At 67.3% G+C, this 15,878-nt stretch carries 17 protein-coding genes; 5 read left to right on the top strand and 12 right to left on the bottom strand.

Annotated features, from left to right (window positions below):
- The first annotated feature begins 22 nt into the window (after positions 1 to 22).
- Positions 23 to 451 carry a hypothetical protein gene (locus ACNR9W_RS00420; protein ID WP_419268611.1) on the top strand — a complete coding sequence of 143 codons (429 nt, stop codon included), beginning with the start codon at positions 23 to 25 and terminating at the stop codon, positions 449 to 451.
- On the opposite strand, the gene ACNR9W_RS00415 is transcribed toward ACNR9W_RS00420, so the two are convergent.
- The 4 genes from ACNR9W_RS00415 to ACNR9W_RS00400 all read right to left on the bottom strand — a co-directional run bounded on the left by ACNR9W_RS00415 (position 452) and on the right by ACNR9W_RS00400 (position 3,480).
- On the bottom strand, positions 452 to 1,192 hold the full coding sequence (locus tag ACNR9W_RS00415) for an amino acid ABC transporter ATP-binding protein (RefSeq protein WP_419268610.1): 741 nt from the start codon (positions 1,190 to 1,192) through the stop codon (positions 452 to 454). It abuts the gene before it with no gap.
- Entirely contained in the window at positions 1,189 to 1,863 is a 675-nt protein-coding gene (locus ACNR9W_RS00410) for an amino acid ABC transporter permease (protein WP_419268609.1), read from the bottom strand. Before ACNR9W_RS00410 ends, ACNR9W_RS00415 begins: the two co-directional genes overlap by 4 nt.
- Positions 1,864 to 1,866: 3 nt before the next feature.
- Positions 1,867 to 2,658 (bottom strand): amino acid ABC transporter substrate-binding protein, encoded by a 792-nt coding sequence (locus tag ACNR9W_RS00405; RefSeq protein ID WP_419268608.1) that lies wholly within the window; start codon positions 2,656 to 2,658, stop codon positions 1,867 to 1,869.
- Between the two features lie 201 nt (positions 2,659 to 2,859).
- Entirely contained in the window at positions 2,860 to 3,480 is a 621-nt protein-coding gene (locus ACNR9W_RS00400) for an enoyl-CoA hydratase/isomerase family protein (protein WP_419268607.1), read from the bottom strand.
- 76 nt (positions 3,481 to 3,556) lie between these two features.
- Here ACNR9W_RS00400 and ACNR9W_RS00395 point away from each other — a divergent pair, with 76 nt between their 5' ends.
- From ACNR9W_RS00395 to ACNR9W_RS00385, 3 genes are all read left to right on the top strand, one after another.
- Positions 3,557 to 5,080: a DUF2125 domain-containing protein gene (locus tag ACNR9W_RS00395; protein WP_419268605.1), complete on the top strand. Its 1,524-nt coding sequence runs from the start codon at positions 3,557 to 3,559 to the stop codon at positions 5,078 to 5,080.
- 76 nt (positions 5,081 to 5,156) lie between these two features.
- A complete protein-coding gene (locus ACNR9W_RS00390) occupies positions 5,157 to 6,521 on the top strand; it encodes a TldD/PmbA family protein (RefSeq protein ID WP_419268603.1) in 1,365 nt (454 codons plus the stop codon).
- A 52-nt stretch (positions 6,522 to 6,573) separates the two neighbouring features.
- On the top strand, positions 6,574 to 7,284 hold the full coding sequence (locus ACNR9W_RS00385) for a 3'(2'),5'-bisphosphate nucleotidase CysQ (RefSeq protein WP_458478748.1): 711 nt from the start codon (positions 6,574 to 6,576) through the stop codon (positions 7,282 to 7,284).
- On the opposite strand, the gene ACNR9W_RS00380 is transcribed toward ACNR9W_RS00385, so the two are convergent.
- From ACNR9W_RS00380 to ACNR9W_RS00350, 7 genes are all read right to left on the bottom strand, one after another.
- A complete protein-coding gene (locus tag ACNR9W_RS00380) occupies positions 7,281 to 7,937 on the bottom strand; it encodes a PqiC family protein (protein ID WP_419268601.1) in 657 nt (218 codons plus the stop codon). The two genes, ACNR9W_RS00385 and ACNR9W_RS00380, sit on opposite strands and share 4 nt — an antisense overlap.
- A gap of 2 nt (positions 7,938 to 7,939) precedes the next feature.
- Entirely contained in the window at positions 7,940 to 9,994 is a 2,055-nt protein-coding gene (locus ACNR9W_RS00375) for a PqiB family protein (protein WP_419268599.1), read from the bottom strand.
- 38 nt (positions 9,995 to 10,032) lie between these two features.
- Complete coding sequence (locus ACNR9W_RS00370) at positions 10,033 to 10,692, bottom strand: paraquat-inducible protein A (RefSeq protein ID WP_419268598.1); 660 nt, start codon at positions 10,690 to 10,692, stop codon at positions 10,033 to 10,035.
- Positions 10,689 to 11,375 carry a paraquat-inducible protein A gene (locus tag ACNR9W_RS00365; RefSeq protein ID WP_419268597.1) on the bottom strand — a complete coding sequence of 229 codons (687 nt, stop codon included), beginning with the start codon at positions 11,373 to 11,375 and terminating at the stop codon, positions 10,689 to 10,691. The genes ACNR9W_RS00370 and ACNR9W_RS00365 overlap by 4 nt, the downstream gene beginning before the upstream one ends.
- Before the next feature lie 78 nt (positions 11,376 to 11,453).
- The gene (locus tag ACNR9W_RS00360) at positions 11,454 to 13,238 is read right to left on the bottom strand and encodes a sensor histidine kinase (protein WP_419268596.1); all 1,785 of its coding nucleotides are present in this window, start codon (positions 13,236 to 13,238) and stop codon (positions 11,454 to 11,456) included.
- A gap of 7 nt (positions 13,239 to 13,245) precedes the next feature.
- The gene (locus ACNR9W_RS00355) at positions 13,246 to 13,812 is read right to left on the bottom strand and encodes an RNA polymerase sigma factor (RefSeq protein WP_111301306.1); all 567 of its coding nucleotides are present in this window, start codon (positions 13,810 to 13,812) and stop codon (positions 13,246 to 13,248) included.
- Positions 13,813 to 13,867: 55 nt separating this feature from the next.
- Complete coding sequence (locus ACNR9W_RS00350) at positions 13,868 to 14,014, bottom strand: NepR family anti-sigma factor (protein WP_111301308.1); 147 nt, start codon at positions 14,012 to 14,014, stop codon at positions 13,868 to 13,870.
- 95 nt (positions 14,015 to 14,109) lie between these two features.
- Between ACNR9W_RS00350 and ACNR9W_RS00345 the strand changes: the two genes are divergently transcribed.
- Positions 14,110 to 14,913, top strand: coding sequence for a response regulator (locus ACNR9W_RS00345; protein WP_419268593.1), 804 nt, complete (start codon positions 14,110 to 14,112; stop codon positions 14,911 to 14,913).
- 45 nt (positions 14,914 to 14,958) lie between these two features.
- On the opposite strand, the gene ACNR9W_RS00340 is transcribed toward ACNR9W_RS00345, so the two are convergent.
- The gene (locus tag ACNR9W_RS00340) at positions 14,959 to 15,864 is read right to left on the bottom strand and encodes a YihY/virulence factor BrkB family protein (protein WP_458478551.1); all 906 of its coding nucleotides are present in this window, start codon (positions 15,862 to 15,864) and stop codon (positions 14,959 to 14,961) included.
- Positions 15,865 to 15,878: the final 14 nt, after the last annotated feature.

The following is a 15,878-nucleotide window of genomic DNA, read 5'->3' as shown; positions in this document are numbered from 1 at the left end:
ACCCAATGAAAGGCCTTGGACCATGACCCGCACCGCCCCCCGCATCGCCCGCCTTGCAGTGGCCGGCAGCGTCGCGCTGCTGACGGCCATGCCCGCTCTGGCTGCCAGCCGTCCCGACCAGCCCGTCCAGGGCTGGAGTGCGATGCAGGGCACCGATCCCGCCACGCTTCTGGACGACGTGCAGACCATGCCCGTGTCGGAACTGGCGGTCGAGGATCAGCCCTATTGTGCCACCGACGACGAGATCGCCAAGACGCTGGCCAAGGACTTCAACGAACGTCCCGTGGACACGGCCGGGGCCGGCGGGACCGAGTTGTGGGGGTCCGATCAGATGGGAACCTGGACGCTGGTCGCGGCGCGCGCCGATGACACCAGCTGCATCATCGCCTCGGGCATCGGCTACAGCGACCAGAAGAACGCGGCCCTGTTCTATCGGACCGCCGGCCTCTGATCAGCCGACACGGCGCAGGAAGGCGCGGGTCCGGTCGTCCTGCGCGCGCCCGAACATCTGTTCGGGCGGTCCCTGTTCAACGATCCGGCCGCCTTCCATGAACACGACCCGATCCGCGATTTCTCGGGCGAATTGCATCTCGTGGGTCACGATCAGCATCGTCTGACGGCCGTCGGCGATGCGTCGGATCAGGTCCAGTACCTCGCCCACCCATTCCGGGTCCAAGGCGCTGGTCGGTTCGTCGAATAGCATCAGGTCGGCGTCCAGCGCCATGGCGCGGCCGATCCCGACCCGCTGCTGCTGACCCCCTGACATGGCCGCCGGATAGCTGTCGCCACGATCCGCCAAGCCGATCTGTGACAGGATGTCATCCGCCTTGGCCCGCGCCTTAGCAGCCGGCCAGCCGCGTACGGTGGTGAGGCCTTCCATGATATTGGCACGCGCCGTCTTGTTGGCGAAAAGCGCATAGTTCTGGAACACGAAGCCGGTGCGTCGGCGCAGGGCCAGAACGTCGGCACGGCTGGCGCGCGCGGCATCCACGCTGAGATCACCCAGCCGGATGATCCCTTCATCGGGACGGTCCAGATAATTCAGGCAGCGCAGCAGCGTCGATTTTCCCGTCCCCGAGGGTCCGATGATCGCCACCCGCTCTCCGGGCTCCAGGCACAGGTCGATGCCGTCCAGCACGGTGTTCTGGCCAAAACGCTTGACCAGCCCGGTGATCTCGATCTGGCATTTCATCGCGCCACCGCCTTTCCAAGACGCATCTCCAGCCGGCGTTGGCCCACCGACAGGGTTTCCACGATCACCCAGTAGAACAGGGCCACCACCAGGAACGCCTCCAGATAAAGAAAGCTGCCAGCCGCCTCTTTCTGGGCCGCGCCCATCATCTCGGTCACGCCGAGCGTGAAGGCCAGCGAAGTGCTTTTGATCATGTCGATGAAATAGTTCATCAGCGTCGGCGCCGCCGTCCGGGCCGCCTGCGGCAGGATGATCCGCCGCAAAAGCTGGCCCTGGGTCATGCCAATGGACTGGGCCGCCTCCCATTGGCTGCGGTCGACGCCTAGGATCGCGCCACGGATGCTTTCTGCCATATAGGCTGAAAAATGCAGCGTCAGTCCGATGATCGCCGCCGTGACGCCGTTGATCCCGGTCATCGCCGGCACCATCTGCGGCAGGCCGAAATAGAACAGGAACAGTTGCACCAGCAGCGGCGTCCCGCGGAAAAAGCTGATGAACACCGCAACCACGCGGTCCAGAACCGGTACGCGCAACACGCGGACGATGGCCAGTATCGCGGCCAGCGCCAGTGCCGCGATCATGGCCACGATGGCCATGAACAGCGTCAGCGGCACGTAATTCGCGATCACCGGCACCAGGTCCAGCATATAGGCGGTGTCCAGCGGCCTCATCGCTTATTCGGTCGCAGCTTCGGCCGTCTCAGACCCGGCGCCACCTTCGGCGGGGGCGGTCACATCCGCGTCCAGCCATTTCTGAGAGATCTCGGCCAGCGTGCCGTCGTCCTTCAGCGTGGTGATGGCGGCGTCGACGCGGTCGCGCAGGGCCTGGCCTTCGGCGTCGTTGCGGAAGGGCAGGGCGTTGCGGATCTCGGAAAACGGCTGGCCGGCCAGCGCCAGCGGCAGCGGGCTTTCCTTGATCACCTGCGCCGAGGAGACGCGGTCCATCACGAAGGCATCGACCCGGCCCAGGGCGGTGTCCTGCTCGATGTTGCTTTCATAGGTGCGGATGTCGATCTCGTCGGCATAGGGCAGCTCGCGCAGCAGCTGTTCATAGTTGGACCCCAGGTTCACCGCGACCGAGCGGCCCTTGAGGCTTTCCGGACCGGTGATCTCCTCTTCGTTGCCGGCCTTCACGACCACCTGCGCCCCGTCATAGACATAGGGCTGGGTAAAGGCGAACTTGGCCTCGCGCTCGGGCGTGATGGTGATCTGGTTGGCGATCGTGTCGATGCGCCCGGATTCCAACGCGCCGACCAGCCCCGAAAACGACATGGTCACGAATTCGACCTCGTCGCCGGTTTCCTCGGCAATGGCGTTCAGGAAGTCGACCTCGAAGCCCTGCAGCTCATCCGCGCGGGTAAAGGTGAAGGGGAAATAGCCCCCGGACATGCCCACGCGGATCGTGTCGGCGGCGGCGGGCAGGGCGGTCGTCAGGGCCAGAACGGCGGCGACGGCGAGGTTGCGCATCGGAATTCTCCTTTGTGTTCTTGCCCCTTGAGGTGCGGGTCCGGCCGGAGGATCGCAAGCGTCAGCGGGGAAATAAGAACCGCATCGCCGCCCCGCGCCGTCCCGAGGGAAGGGCATGTCACGGGTAACGGCAGGACCGGAACATCGTTCCCGCCGGCCGTCGCCTTGCCCGATGTTTGCGGCGGGCCGGGTTTGCGGGGGCTAGGTCTTGTTGACCATCGCCTTGATCGCGCCGACATGGGCGGGGGCGGCGGCCAGGGCATCCGCGGCCAATGCCTCGGCGGCGGACAGCAGGTCGGGCCCCGGCAGGATGCGGTCGATCAGGCCCCAGGCCAACGCCTCGGGCGCCTCGATCCGGGCGCCGGCCATCAGGATCATCTTGGCACGGGCTGGCCCGACCAGCCGCGCCAGCCGGACCGGATCGCTTGGCTGCGGCAGGAAGCCCAGCTTCATGACCGGATAAAAGAACCGTGCCTCGGGGACGGCCAGGCGGATGTCGCAGGCCAGGGCCATGCCGAAGGCGCCGCCAGCCAGCGTGCCGTTCAGCGCCGCGATGGTCAGGCAGGGCATCGCGGCCAGGCGCGCCGACAGGATCTCCCATTCCGGCGCGGTGGCCAGCCCGGCACGTGCCTCGTCCAGATCGGCCCCGGCGGAAAAGACCTTGCCCGTGCCCGACAGGATCACCGCCTGCGCCCCGGCGGCGGCGGCCCGGTCCAGGGCTGCAGTCAGGTCGCGCAGCATTGCGCCGGTCAGCGAATTGGCCTTCTCCGGGCGGTCGATCGTCAGCAGGGACAGACCCCCGCGCTGCTGGCTTCGGATCACGACTTGTTCCCTTTCCCTTTCAGCGCCACTGTGTCAGGAATGCCACGGACTCCTCCGATTGCGAAAGGTATCTGCCATGTTCCGCTCCCTTTCAACCTCGGCCATCGCGCTGGTTCTGGGCGCGGCCCCGGTGCTGGCCGATGTCACCCCCGCCCAGGTCTGGGACAATCTGCGCCAAGGCTACGAGGAGATGGGCTATCAGGTGCAGGTGGGCGATGAGCAGGCCTCGGGCGACAGCCTGACGCTGAGCGACATCACCCTGCGCTCGGCCGATGCGGACGCGGCGGATGCCAGCATTTCCGTGCCCGGACTGGTCTTGCAGCAGCAGGGCGGCGATGTGCGATCGGTCGTCGAAGGACCCATCAGCACCCAGATGCGCGACACCGATTCCGACGGCGAGGAAGTGGGCTTTGCCCTGGCCATCGAGGTGCCGGGCAACGAGATCATCTCCTCCGGCACCCCCGAGGAGATGGAGCATCGCTTTACGATGCCCACGTTGACGGTGGAAGGGCGCGCGCTGGATACGACGAACGAGACGCCGGTCAAGGTGACCGTCACCGACATCCAGGGCCGCCAGACCAGCCGCCGCGCCGCCGACGGCAGCAGCGAACAGTCGACCGAGGCCACGGCCGCCGCCGCCGATCTCTCCATCACGGCTGAGGGACCGTCCGAGGTCGAAGGCGCCTCTGGTGCCACCGACAGCTTTGCGGCGACCGTCAGCATCAAGGATCTGGCAGTCGCCGGCACCGGTTCCGCACCGGGCGGCGAGATCGACTTTGCCTCGCAGCCCGAGGCTGCCCTTGCGGCGGGTTTCGCGGGCCAGGGCACCTTTACGATGGGCGCCCTGTCCGGCAGCTTCCAGTCCAGCACCACCGATGAGGAAGGCCTGGGCCAGGACAGCGAAGGCAGCTTTGCGGCCGACAAGGCCAGCGTGGCCGTGGCGATCAGCGACGACGGCCTGACCTACGAGGCCAGCGCCGCCGGTATCGAGACGCGGATCACCTCGTCCGAGATGCCCTTCCCGCTGGCCTATGCGGTCGAGGAGAACGCGTTCCGGCTGGCCTTTCCGACCGTCGCCTCGCAGGAGGAACAGCCTTTTGCCCTGTCCTATGCCCTCAAGGGGCTGACCCTGGACGACGCGATCTGGCAATCCTTCGACCCCGAAAACAGCCTGCCGCGCGATCCGGCCAACCTGACCCTGGACCTGGAGGGCATGGCGGTTCTGGCGCAGAGCTTCCTGAACCCGGACTTTGCCGAGGGCGAAGAGACGCCCCAGATGCCGATGTCGCCCCGCAGCCTGACGATCAACGACCTGTCGCTGAACGCCCTGGGCGCGAATGCGGAACTGGACGGGCAGCTGACCTTCGGCGACGATCCCAGCCAGCCGGTGGGCACGATCACCGGGATCTTCTCGGGGATCAACGGGCTGATGGACAACCTGGTGGCCATGGGCCTTGTGCCGCAGCAACAGCTGATGGGCGCGCGGATGATGCTGGCGATGTTCGCCCGTCCGGTCGAGGGCCAGCCCGACCAGCTGCAGACCGAGCTGAAATTCGTCGAGGGCGGCTCGATCTACGCCAACGGCCAGCAGGTCAAGTAACCGCCCCGTATCGGGGCTTGGGGCCGGGGGGCATCTTCCGGCCTGTTCCATTGTGGCACCATAGCACGAGAACCGCATGAGCCTGAACCCCACCGATCCCGACCGATTGAAGAACCTGGCCGAGGCGCTGGTGCAGGCGGCCCGGCAGGCCGGCGCGGATCAGGCCGATGCCCTGGCGGTGGATGGCCGTTCGGTCGGGATCGACGTGCGGGCCGGCGGACTGGAACAGGCCGAGCGGGCCGAGGGCGTCGAGATCGGCCTGCGCGTGCTAATCGGCGGCCGTCAGGCCGCGGTGTCGTCGTCGGATCACGGGGCGGATGCGATCGCGCAGATGGCGGCGCGCGCCGTGGCCATGGCGCGCGAGGCGCCGGTGGACGACAACTTGGGTCTGGCGGACCCGTCGCAACTGGCCGTGCATCGCGATGCGCAGGACCTGCAGATCGCCGAAGAGGCGGCCGAGCCCGAACCCGCCGCCCTGCAGGACATGGCCCTGCGTGCCGAGGCGGCCGCGCTGTCGGTCACGGGCATCTCTCAGGTAGAGAGCGCCAATGCCAGCTACAGCCACCGGCGGATGTGGCTGGCGGCCTCGAACGGGTTTTCGGGCGGCTACACCCGCACGGGCCATGCGCTGTCGGCGGTGGCGATCACCGGCGAGGGGCTGAGGATGGAGCGGGATTATGCGGGTGAATCCCGTGTCTTTGCCGCCGATCTGCCCAGCCCGGAACAGATCGGGTTGCTGGCCGCCGAACGCACGCTGGCCCGGGCGGGCGCGCGCAAGCCGCCGACGGGCGCGTTTCCCATCCTTTATGACAGCCGCGTCTCGGCCTCGCTGATCGGGCATCTGCTGGCGGCGGTGAACGGGTCGGCCATCGCCCGCGGCGCCAGCTGGCTGCGGCGCGACCTGGGCGAGGCGGTGCTGCCTGCGGGCATGGACCTGACCGAGGACCCGCTGCGCCCGCGCTATCCCTCGTCGCGCCCCTTCGACGCCGAGGGGCTGCCGACGCGCGCGCGCAGGATCGTGGCGGCGGGCGTGCTGCAGGGCTGGACGCTGGACCTGGCCACGGCGCGCAAGCTGGGGATGGAGAGCACGGCCTCGGCGGCGCGCGGACTAGCCTCGGCGCCCGGACCCAGCCACAGCAACGTGATCCTGTCGCCGGGCCACTTCAGCCAGAACGAACTGATCGCCCAGATGGGGCGCGGCCTGGTCGTGACCTCGATGCTGGGGGCGTCTGTCAACGGCACCACGGGCGACTATTCCCGTGGCGCGGCCGGGTTCTGGGTGGAAAACGGCCAGATCGCCTATCCGGTCAATGAATGCACCATCGCCGGCAACCTGCGCGAGATGCTGATGACGCTGATCGCGGCCAATGACGCGCTGCCCTGGCGCGGCATCGAGGCGCCCAGCCTGCTGGTCGAAGGCATGACCGTTGCAGGGGCCTGAGGCCGACCTGCACCTGCTGGCCGAGGCCGCCGCCGAGGCGGGGCGGATCGCGATGCGCTTCTGGCGCCGGGACCCGGTCACCTGGGACAAGGACGATGGCGCCGGTCCGGTGACCGAGGCCGACCTGGCCGTCAACGACGCGCTGCAGGCCCGGCTGATGGGCGCCCGGCCCGATTACGGCTGGCTGTCCGAGGAAAGCGAGGCGGACCCCTCCCGGCAGGACGCCCGGCGGTGCTTCATCATCGATCCGATCGACGGCACCCGCGCCTTCATCGACGGGCAGGACGGTTTCTCGCATTCGCTGGCCGTGGCCGAGGGAGAGCGGATCATCGCGGCGGTGGTTCACCTGCCGGTGCTGGACCTGACCTATACCGCCTTTGCAGAAGGCCCGGCGCTGCTGAACGGCCGGCCCATCGCGCCGACCGACCGCGATATCGCGGGCGCCCGGGTGCTGACTTATAGGGCCGTCTCCGAGCTGCATCACTGGCGCGGGCCGGCGCCCGCCTTTCGGCGCGAGTTCCGGTCGTCGCTGGCGTGGCGGCTGTGCCTCGCCGCCGAGGGGCGGTTCGACGCGGCGCTGTCGCTGCGGGCGGCCTGGGAATGGGACATCGCGGCGGGCAGCCTGATTGCCGAACGCGCCGGCGCCCAAGTCAGCGATCGCCGGGGCCACCCGATGCGTTTCAACAGCACGCGGGCGCAGGTGGACGGGCTGGTCGTCGCCGGCCCGCGCCTGCACCGGCAGATGTTGGACGCCTTGGCCTAGAACAGCGGCGGCAGATCGAACGGGTCGGCGGCGGCAGGCTGGCGCGTGGCGATGGTCGCGCCGGGTCCCGACAGCGTCGCGATCTGCTGGGCCAGCAGCGATATCGCCTGGCCCGCCGCGTCCGCCGTCGCGGCGGGGGTCTGCGCCGCCATCGGGACCGAAATGTCAAAGCTGCGGGCATGGTTGGTGCCGCTGCCCGAGAGGCCGTCATCGGCCACGAAATACCGCCCGCTGAGCCGATAGACATTGTTGGTCTGGGCCAGGGCACGCTCGACCCGCACCTCCAGCACGCGGGCCGGGGGTTCGGCCAGAGGCCAGGGCTCGCCGATGACGGTGGCGCCCGAAACCTCGCTGATCGCCCGCGCGAGGGCGATGGTGAAGGCGCGCGAAGGGGTATCGGCCCAGAGGTTGTCGGGGTTCGACCGGACCGCACCGTCATCGGTCTGGAAGGCCACCTCCTGGTCCGAGGCGTAATCGGGCAGCGACACGTCCTTCAGTTCAGCCGTGCCGAGGCGGTTGGCGACGCTGATCCCGGCCGTCGGCGGGTCGATCAGGTAGCGGCCGGTGTCTTCCGGATTCGAGCAGGCGCCCAGCAGGGTGGACCCCAGCAGGGCGATCAGCGGCAGGCAAAGCGGGGCAGCGGGCAGCGTCATGTCTATCGTCCCAGAATGAAGGCGCGGGGGTTGCGCTCGATCAGCCGCGCGACCGAGCCGATGGAGGCGGTGGCCCGGCGCAGTTCGCGCAGCGCGCCAAGCAGTTCGTTATTGAAGGCAGACCGATCGCCATAGCTGGCGAACAATGTCTCGGCCCGGCCGGCGGTCGCCTGCAGGCGCTGGATCAGCTGCGGCAGCTGCTGGACCGAGGTCGCGATCTGGTCGGCAGCCGTGCTGGCGGAGTCCAATGCGCTGTTCAGGCTGCCGACGGCGTTGCCGTCACGCAGGTCGTTCAGCAGGCCGGCGGCGGCCTCCAGCACGTTTGACAGGTTCCGGGGCAACTGTTCGGCATCCTCGCTGCCCAGCATGGAGCGCAGGTCGGCCAGGATGCCCTCGGCCTGGGCGCTGATCTCGGCAAAGGCGAATTCCTCGACCGCGGCGGCGGCGGCGTCGATCTGGTCCACCATGCCCGGCACGTCGGTCGCGGCCTCCGTCACGGCGGTGAAGGCGGCCGAGGCTTCGTCCAGCATCCGCGCAAAGGTCTGGCCGCTGTCGGCCGCGCGCAGGTCGCCGGTGATGCCGCGGATGTCGGCAAGGGCACTGCCGCCTTCCTCGATGGCCTGACGCAGCGCGCCGGGGATGGCCCGCGTGTCCTGCGCGCTGGCAAGGGCCGTGATGCTGTCCAGCGTGTCGCGGGCGGCGTTCAGGACCTCTTCGATGGGCAGGTTGCCGATCCGCTCGACCAGCCCCTGGGCGCTGGCGGTGAAGTCGTCCAGGTCCCCCTCGACCGAGGGGATCAGCGGGTTCGGTCCGGTTTCCATGTCGATCAGGGCCGGTTCCGCGCCGGGAATCTGGACCAGCTCGACCATCAGCGAGGTGCCCAGGAAACCTGCGCTGGCCACGCGGGCCCGCAGGCCCGCAGCCACCTCCTCGGTCAGCAGGGCCAAGGCGTCCTCGGCCGTGGCATCGTCCGGCAATCCGATCCGGCGCGGCGAGATGGCCATCGTCACAAGCTGCCGGACCACGGGCGCGCCCTGTGCCTCGTCGTTTTCGACCGTTACCGCCAGATCGACCACCTGACCGACCCGCAGCCCCTGGAACTGCACGTCAGCCCCGCGCGACAGGCCCTGCAGCGAATCGTCGATCAGCATGCCCACGCGCAGCCGCTCGGCATCATCGCTGGCAAAAAGGGTGCTGCGGGCGGCGCCTTCGTCCGGCAGGACGGTATATTCATGCCCCGGCTCGACCGGGTTGCCGCCGCTGACGATGGTGTCGAAGGCGACGCCGCCCTGCAGCACCGACGAGAGCGAGTTCACGTTGAACGAGACCCCCTGCGCGCCAAGCGACAGCGAAAAGCCGGACGTGTCCCAAAAGACGCTGGCCGTGGTCAGGCGGCCGTCATGGGGCGCCTCGATGAAGGCATCCGCCAAGACCTGGTCATCGCCCGGTGCCAGGTGAATGTTCTCGACCCGGCCCACCTCGACGCCCCGGAACAGGACCGGCGCGCCTTCGTTCAGGCCGTCGGCGGTTTCCATCGACAGCGTCACCCAAGTGCCCGGCTGGTCGCTGCGGATCAGCGGCGGGCGGTCCAGCCCCACGAACCGCGTCGCATCCCCGGCGATCTGGGCGTCCCAGTAGCCCTCGATGAAGGCGCCGGTCAGGACCGTGTCGAGGCGTGTCACGCCCTGCGCCGTGACCTGCGGCCGCACGATCCAGAACGAGGCCTCTTCGTCGATATATTGCGCGACATCGGCATCCACGCGGATCGAGACGACCACGCGCGACAGATCCTCGGTGAACTTGACGCCCTCGACCCGGCCCACGGTGATCTCGCGAAAGCGCAGGGTGGTGTCGCCCGGGGTGATGCCCGTGGCGTCCGCGAATTCGACCTCGATCAGGCTGCCCCGGTCGCGGAAGGAATTCCAGGCGATGGCAAGCGTCACCACCAGCGCCACGATGGGCACGATCCAGATGACGTTGACCCCCGCCTGCGCGGCGCGCGCAGCGGTCTTGCGCACCGGGCTGGCCGGTTTCAGGGGCGGGGGGCTGTCGGTCATCGCGTCGTGGTCCTTGGCGGTCGTGGGAGTGTCCGGTGTCAGTCGCTCTTGCTGCGCAGGGGAAGCCCTCGCCAGATCAGACGTGCGTCAAAGCTTTGCGCAGAAAGCATCGTGAAGGCAACCGAGACCGCGAAGGAGACCGCAGCAGGGCCGGGATGGATCGAGGCCACGAAGCCCAATTGCACCAGTGCCGACAGGATGGCGACCACGAAGACGTCGATCATTGACCAGCGGCCGATGAATTCGACCACTTCATAGACCTTCAGCCGGGTATGCGCCTGGTCGACCGTGGCAGGGCGCCCGGCGACGATGGCCAGCCAGGCGATGGCGATGAACTTGCCCACCGGAACGATGATCGAGGCCACGAAGACGATGATCGCGATGTCGTAGCTGCCGTGGTGGATCAGCTCGATCACCCCGCCGACGATCGTCGCCTCGGAGTTGCCGGCCAGTCCCGCGAAGGTCTGGGTGCGCATCATCGGAAAGAGGTTGGCGGGGATATAGGCGATCAGGCCGGCCAGCCACCAGGCCCAGACCGCCTGCAGCCCGCGCCGGTCGGGCGGTTTCAGATGGGCGCCGCAGCGGTTGCACCGCCGATGTTCCGCAGGCCAGACCCGGCCGCAGCTGTGACAGCCGATCAGCCCGGCGCGGTGGGCGGTCATGACCGGGCCCGCGTGATCGGCGTCCTGGACGCTCATGCGCCGGCCCCCCGGCGGGAGGCGGCGTCGAACTCTGTCCTCAGCCCGGCATCCTCGATCGCGTCCCAGATCGAGGTCTGGCACATGAAGGCGCGCGAGGCGAGATTGACGAAGATCAGGGCGCAGAAGGCCCAGAAGGCGGGCCCCAGATGGACCGTGGCCAGGCCCGCGACCTTGACCAGGGCGACGGCCGTGCCGATCACGAAGATCTCGGCCATGGACCAGGGGCGCATGATCTCGGACCAGCGGAAGGCGCGGGCGGCATGACGGAACGGGGGACGCCCCTGCGCCAGCGGGGCCAGGGTGTAGACCAGCAGGAAGGCCCGCGCGATGGGCAGGCCGATGATCATCGCCAGCACGGCCAGCACCAGGGGCAGCAGCACCCCTTCGGCAAAGGCCAGCGCCACGTCAAAGAGCGAACTGGCATTGCCGAAGCCCATGGTCGAGACTTCGAGGAAGGGAAAGAAGACCGCCCCCACCAGCAGCACCATGGAGGTGAAGGACAGGGCGATCAGCTGCGCAAAGGCTCCTTCGCGGGGCTTGGCCAGCACCGAGCCGCAGCGGATGCAGCGCGCGGTTTCGCCGGGGTCCATCTCTTCCTCGACATGCAGTGCGTCGCAGCGAGGGCAAGCGATCAAGCCCTGCCCGGTGGCCAGATCATAGTCCTGTTCGCGGTCATCCATGTCGGAAAGATAAACCAGCGGGGCCGTGGCGCAAGCGCAGGTGGTGCAGCGGCATCAAGATTTGCCCGTGACGCGACGCTAATGCCGCGATCCGGCCCGCGCGGCCGAGGTCAGGACCACCTGGCGGGGGCTGTTTCCGGCGTTGTGGCTGCTGTGCGTCAGCTTGAAGGACAGCGAGAGAAGATAGGAGCCGTCCTCGTAGCGGGTGCTGGTTTCCCCTTCCAGCTGCATCGAGAAGGCCTCGATCAGCTGGCTGCCGAGGCCGGTTCCGCCGCGTTGCGGCTGCTCGCCGGTGGAATTCTCGATCTGCAGAAGGCCCCGGCCGGGTTCGGGCGAGGTCAGCGACACGCGGACCCAAGGGGCACTGCCCGGCGCGTTGCCTGCGTATTTCAGAGCGTTGGTGAAGGCCTCGGTCGCCAGCAGGGTCAGCGGCACGGCCTGGTCGGGCAGCATGGTCAACGGCTGGATGTTCAGGTCCACCTGAAGATCGCGGCCCGCGCCGTGCGAGACATTCGTCAGCTGCGAGATGATGTCCGAGATCAACTGATCGGCCTCGACCGCGTCTAGCTGTTCGGCTTGGTAGAGGTTGCGATAGATCGTGGCCAGGGCCGCGACGCGATCCTGCACCGACCGCAGCACGCGCTTGGCATCGTCGTGCTGGATCAGCCGGCTCTGCATGTTGATGATCGAGGCGATCAGCTGAAGGTTGTTCTTGACCCGGTGATGGACCTCTTTCAGCAGGACCGTCTTTTCGGCCACTGCCTGTTCCATCGCCTCCTCGTCGCGGATGAGGATGCGGGCCATGTTATGGAAGGTCTGGCTGACATCCATGATCTCGGTCGGGGCGCCTTCCAGGACGGGGGGCGCGGTCTCGCGGTTGCCGATGGCAAAGCGGCGCATCTGCCCGCGAAGAACGGTGATGTGGCGCAGCACCAGCCGGAACACGGCGAAATAAGCCACCGCCAGCGACACCACCCACAGCGCCGTCGGCAGCAGCACGGCACCGAAGCGGGTCAGCTGGAAGACGCCGATGCCGGCGATGCGCGGGCTCCAGCTGCCCAAGGCATAGACCAGGCCGGGAACGACCGGCACCACCGTGAAGACGCGCGTCTCGCCGTTGTTGGCCTCTGCGCGGAAATTGGTCTCGCCCCGGCCCAGGAGGCTGACGAGGCTGATACCCTTGGGCAGCAACTGCTGGGAGTCGTCCGTGCCGCCGTCGGCATTGAGGATATCACCGAGATTGTTGAAGGTCAGGATCCGCGCGCCCTCGGTGCCGAAATCCATGGCATGGGTCGAACGCAGCAACTCCTGCGTCAGGGACAGGGCGGTGAAACCCAGAAGTTCGCGGTTCTGATAGAGGGGCTGCATCACGATCACGATCGGCTCGGCGCTGACGGGACCCGTGCTAAGTGCAGTGACGGTGGTCATCGGGGCCTGCAGGAAATCCTGCACGAAGTCCGCCCCCGAGAGGTCCAGGGGCAGCATCTCGCGCGGGGCCGAGGTGCATTCGACCACGCCGTGCAGCGGCACGAAGGCCGCATGGCGATAGGTCCCGCTGCGCTGGACGAAATTGCTGAGAAGCTCGGCGCACAGTTCCGGTCGGTCCAGACTTTCCAAAACGGCGGGGCCGAGCGCGTCGGCCGATCCAAGCGCGCTTTGCAGCAGCGCCCGTTCGCCCGCGGCCGCCGACGCGGTCCGCCCCAGAAGGGCGATTTCGGCGCTGCGTTCCGCCTCGCGCGAAAGGTGCAGGTTCTGGACCAGCGAGATCAGGCCGATGGGCAGGATCGCGACCGACAACAAGGCGCCGAGGCGAAAGCCAAGGCGCCGGGTGAAGTCCAGCCGGTCGGCGATCCGCCTCAACATCCCCGCCTCAGCGAGAACTGGAGTTGTTCTGCGCCATTACCGCAAGGGTGGCCTGATCGGTCATGTTCAGCTCTTCCCCTTGTTCAAGATGCAGCAACTCGGCCAATTTGCGGCGCCCGCGGTTGGCCCGCGACTTGACCGTGCCCACCGCGACACCGGTCATGTCGGCGGCCTCCTCGTAGGAAAATCCCGACGCACCGACCAGAATCAGCGCCTCGCGCTGTTCGTCGGGCAGCTTTTCGAAGGCAGTGCGGAAATCTTTCAGCGCCAGGCGACCGTCATGGTCGGGACGCGTGGCCTGGCGGGCCGCGTGGATGCCGTCGCTGTCGCTGACCTCGCGCTTGGTCTTGCGCCGCGCGGAATAGAAGGTGTTGCGAAGGATGGTGAACAGCCAGGCGCGCAGGTTGGTGCCCGCCTGGAACTTGTCCATGTTCGTCCAGGCCTTGACAATGGTGTCCTGCACCAGATCGTCGGCCGAGGCGCCTTCACGGGTCAACGAAAGTGCAAAAGCCCGCAAGGCGGGCAGGTGATCCACCAGCTGGTCGCGAGGGTGGGGCGTTGCTGATTGGGTCATACGAGCTCGTTACCATGGCACAAGGAGAAGCTGGAATTGCAAGGTCGGGAAACAATCATCCCTGGTCCTGCAGCTTCTTGAGCAGTTCGAGAAACCGGTCGGGGATCTCGTCAGTGGCGTCTTGTTCGTAAACCCTCTTGAGGTTCTCATCGATTTGCTTTTCCACTGCCGCTCTCCGACGGTCGTCTCGTTTGGGTGTCATATTCGTGTTAGTCCCGACATTCTTGTGCGCACTGGATGCAACCGATAGGGGGTCAAGATGGTTCCTTGCAATATGCGAATTAAGAGGACTGCGTGATGACAGCTGCCGACCTGGCCCAATCCATCGGGCGCGAACTTCCGTTCCTGCGCCGCTACGCCCGCGCCCTGACAGGCAGCCAAAGCGCCGGCGACAATTATGCCGCCGCGACGCTGGAGGCGATCCTGACGGACCGGTCCGTGCTGGATGGCGAGGATGACCTGCGCATTGCGCTGTTCAAGACCTTCCACGTAATCTGGCAAAGCTCGGGCCAGCCGGTGGCCGATGCCGACATGAGCACGCGCGAAAAGCGGGCCCAGGACCACCTGCGCGGGCTGACGCCCAACTCCCGCGAGGCGCTGCTGCTGCGCACGATCGAGGAGCTGCGCACCGACCAGATCGCCCGCGTCATGCAGGTGGAGCCTTCGGAAGCCGAGGAGCTGGTGCAGATCGCCCTGAACGAGATGGGCAGCTCGCTGCGCGGCAAGGTCATGGTGATCGAGGACGAGATGATCATCGCCATGGATATCAAGGGGATCGTCCAGGCCATGGGCCACGAGGTGACGGGCGTCGCCCGCACCCATACGGCGGCCATCGAACTGGCCGGCAAGCATCGCCCGGACCTGATCCTGGCGGATATCCAGCTGGCCGACGGGTCGTCCGGCGTGGATGCGGTCAACGAGCTGCTGTCCAGCATGGGCGACATCCCGGTGATCTTCATCACCGCCTTCCCCGAGCGACTGCTGACCGGTGACCGCCCGGAACCGGCCTTCCTGATCTCGAAACCCTACAGCGAGGAGCAGGTTCGTTCGGCCGTCAGCCAAGCGATGTTCTTTGCCTCGACCGAGGGTCTGGAGGTCTGAGGACCTTCTGGCGGAATTGCCAAGGGCGCCCCGATTGGCGCCCTTTCATTTGCGCTTCTCGGCCAGCAGTTCGTTGAAGCCCCGGCGGGCCTCGCGCGCGGCCTGCAGGCGGCGGCGACGCGCCAGTTCCACATTGATCAGCGCACCCACCAGCACCGAAAATCCCGCCAGATAGAACCACATCAGCAGCGCGATCACCGTCCCGATCGAGCCGTAGATGCGGTTGTAGCTGTTGAAGCTGCTGAGATAGGCCGAAAAGGCGATCGACCCCGCCGACCACAGCACGGCCGCGAACAGCGCACCCCAGGTAAAGATCGGCGTCCGGGGCGTCTTCACGTTGGGGCCATAGCGGTAGAGGATGCCGATGGTCAGGATGACCAGCAGGAACATCCCGGCCCAGGGCAGGGCGGTGACCAGCCAGGATCTGACAGGCGCAAAGACGAAGAAGTTCAGCACCAGCGGCACGAACACGATCGTGGCCAATCCGGCCAACGAGATGCCGACAATCACCAGCGTCAACGCATAGGCCAGAACAAAGCCGAAGATCGTCGAATGCGCGCGTACGCCATAGGCGGCGTTCAGCCCCCGGATCAGCGCATCCACCCCTGCCCGCGCCGCAATCGTGGCGATGAGAAAGGACAGGAACGAGGTCCAGCCCATCGAGGTCTGCCCGTTTGAGGTCAGCGCGGTCACCTGGTCGTCCACGATCTCGGACGCGCCGCTTGGCAGGAATTCATGCGCGACGTCCAGATAGGTCATGACGACCAGCGGATCGAACCACAGGCTCCAGAGGGCGATGATCGCGGCCAGGCCCGGAAAGACGGCGAACATGGCATAGAAGGCTACCCCCGCCGCGATCAGGGTCATGTGCGTCTTGTCCATCCGTTCAAAGATGGAGGCCCAGAACGAGCCGATCTCGCGCATCCAGTCCAGCATCCGGCCCCGCTTCACGTTTCCATCAGCAT

The organism is Paracoccus sp. T5 (genome assembly GCF_048538155.2).
Lineage (GTDB): Bacteria > Pseudomonadota > Alphaproteobacteria > Rhodobacterales > Rhodobacteraceae > Paracoccus.
Note: the sequence above shows the minus strand (reverse complement) of the source record. Positions and strands in the feature narration are given on the sequence as shown.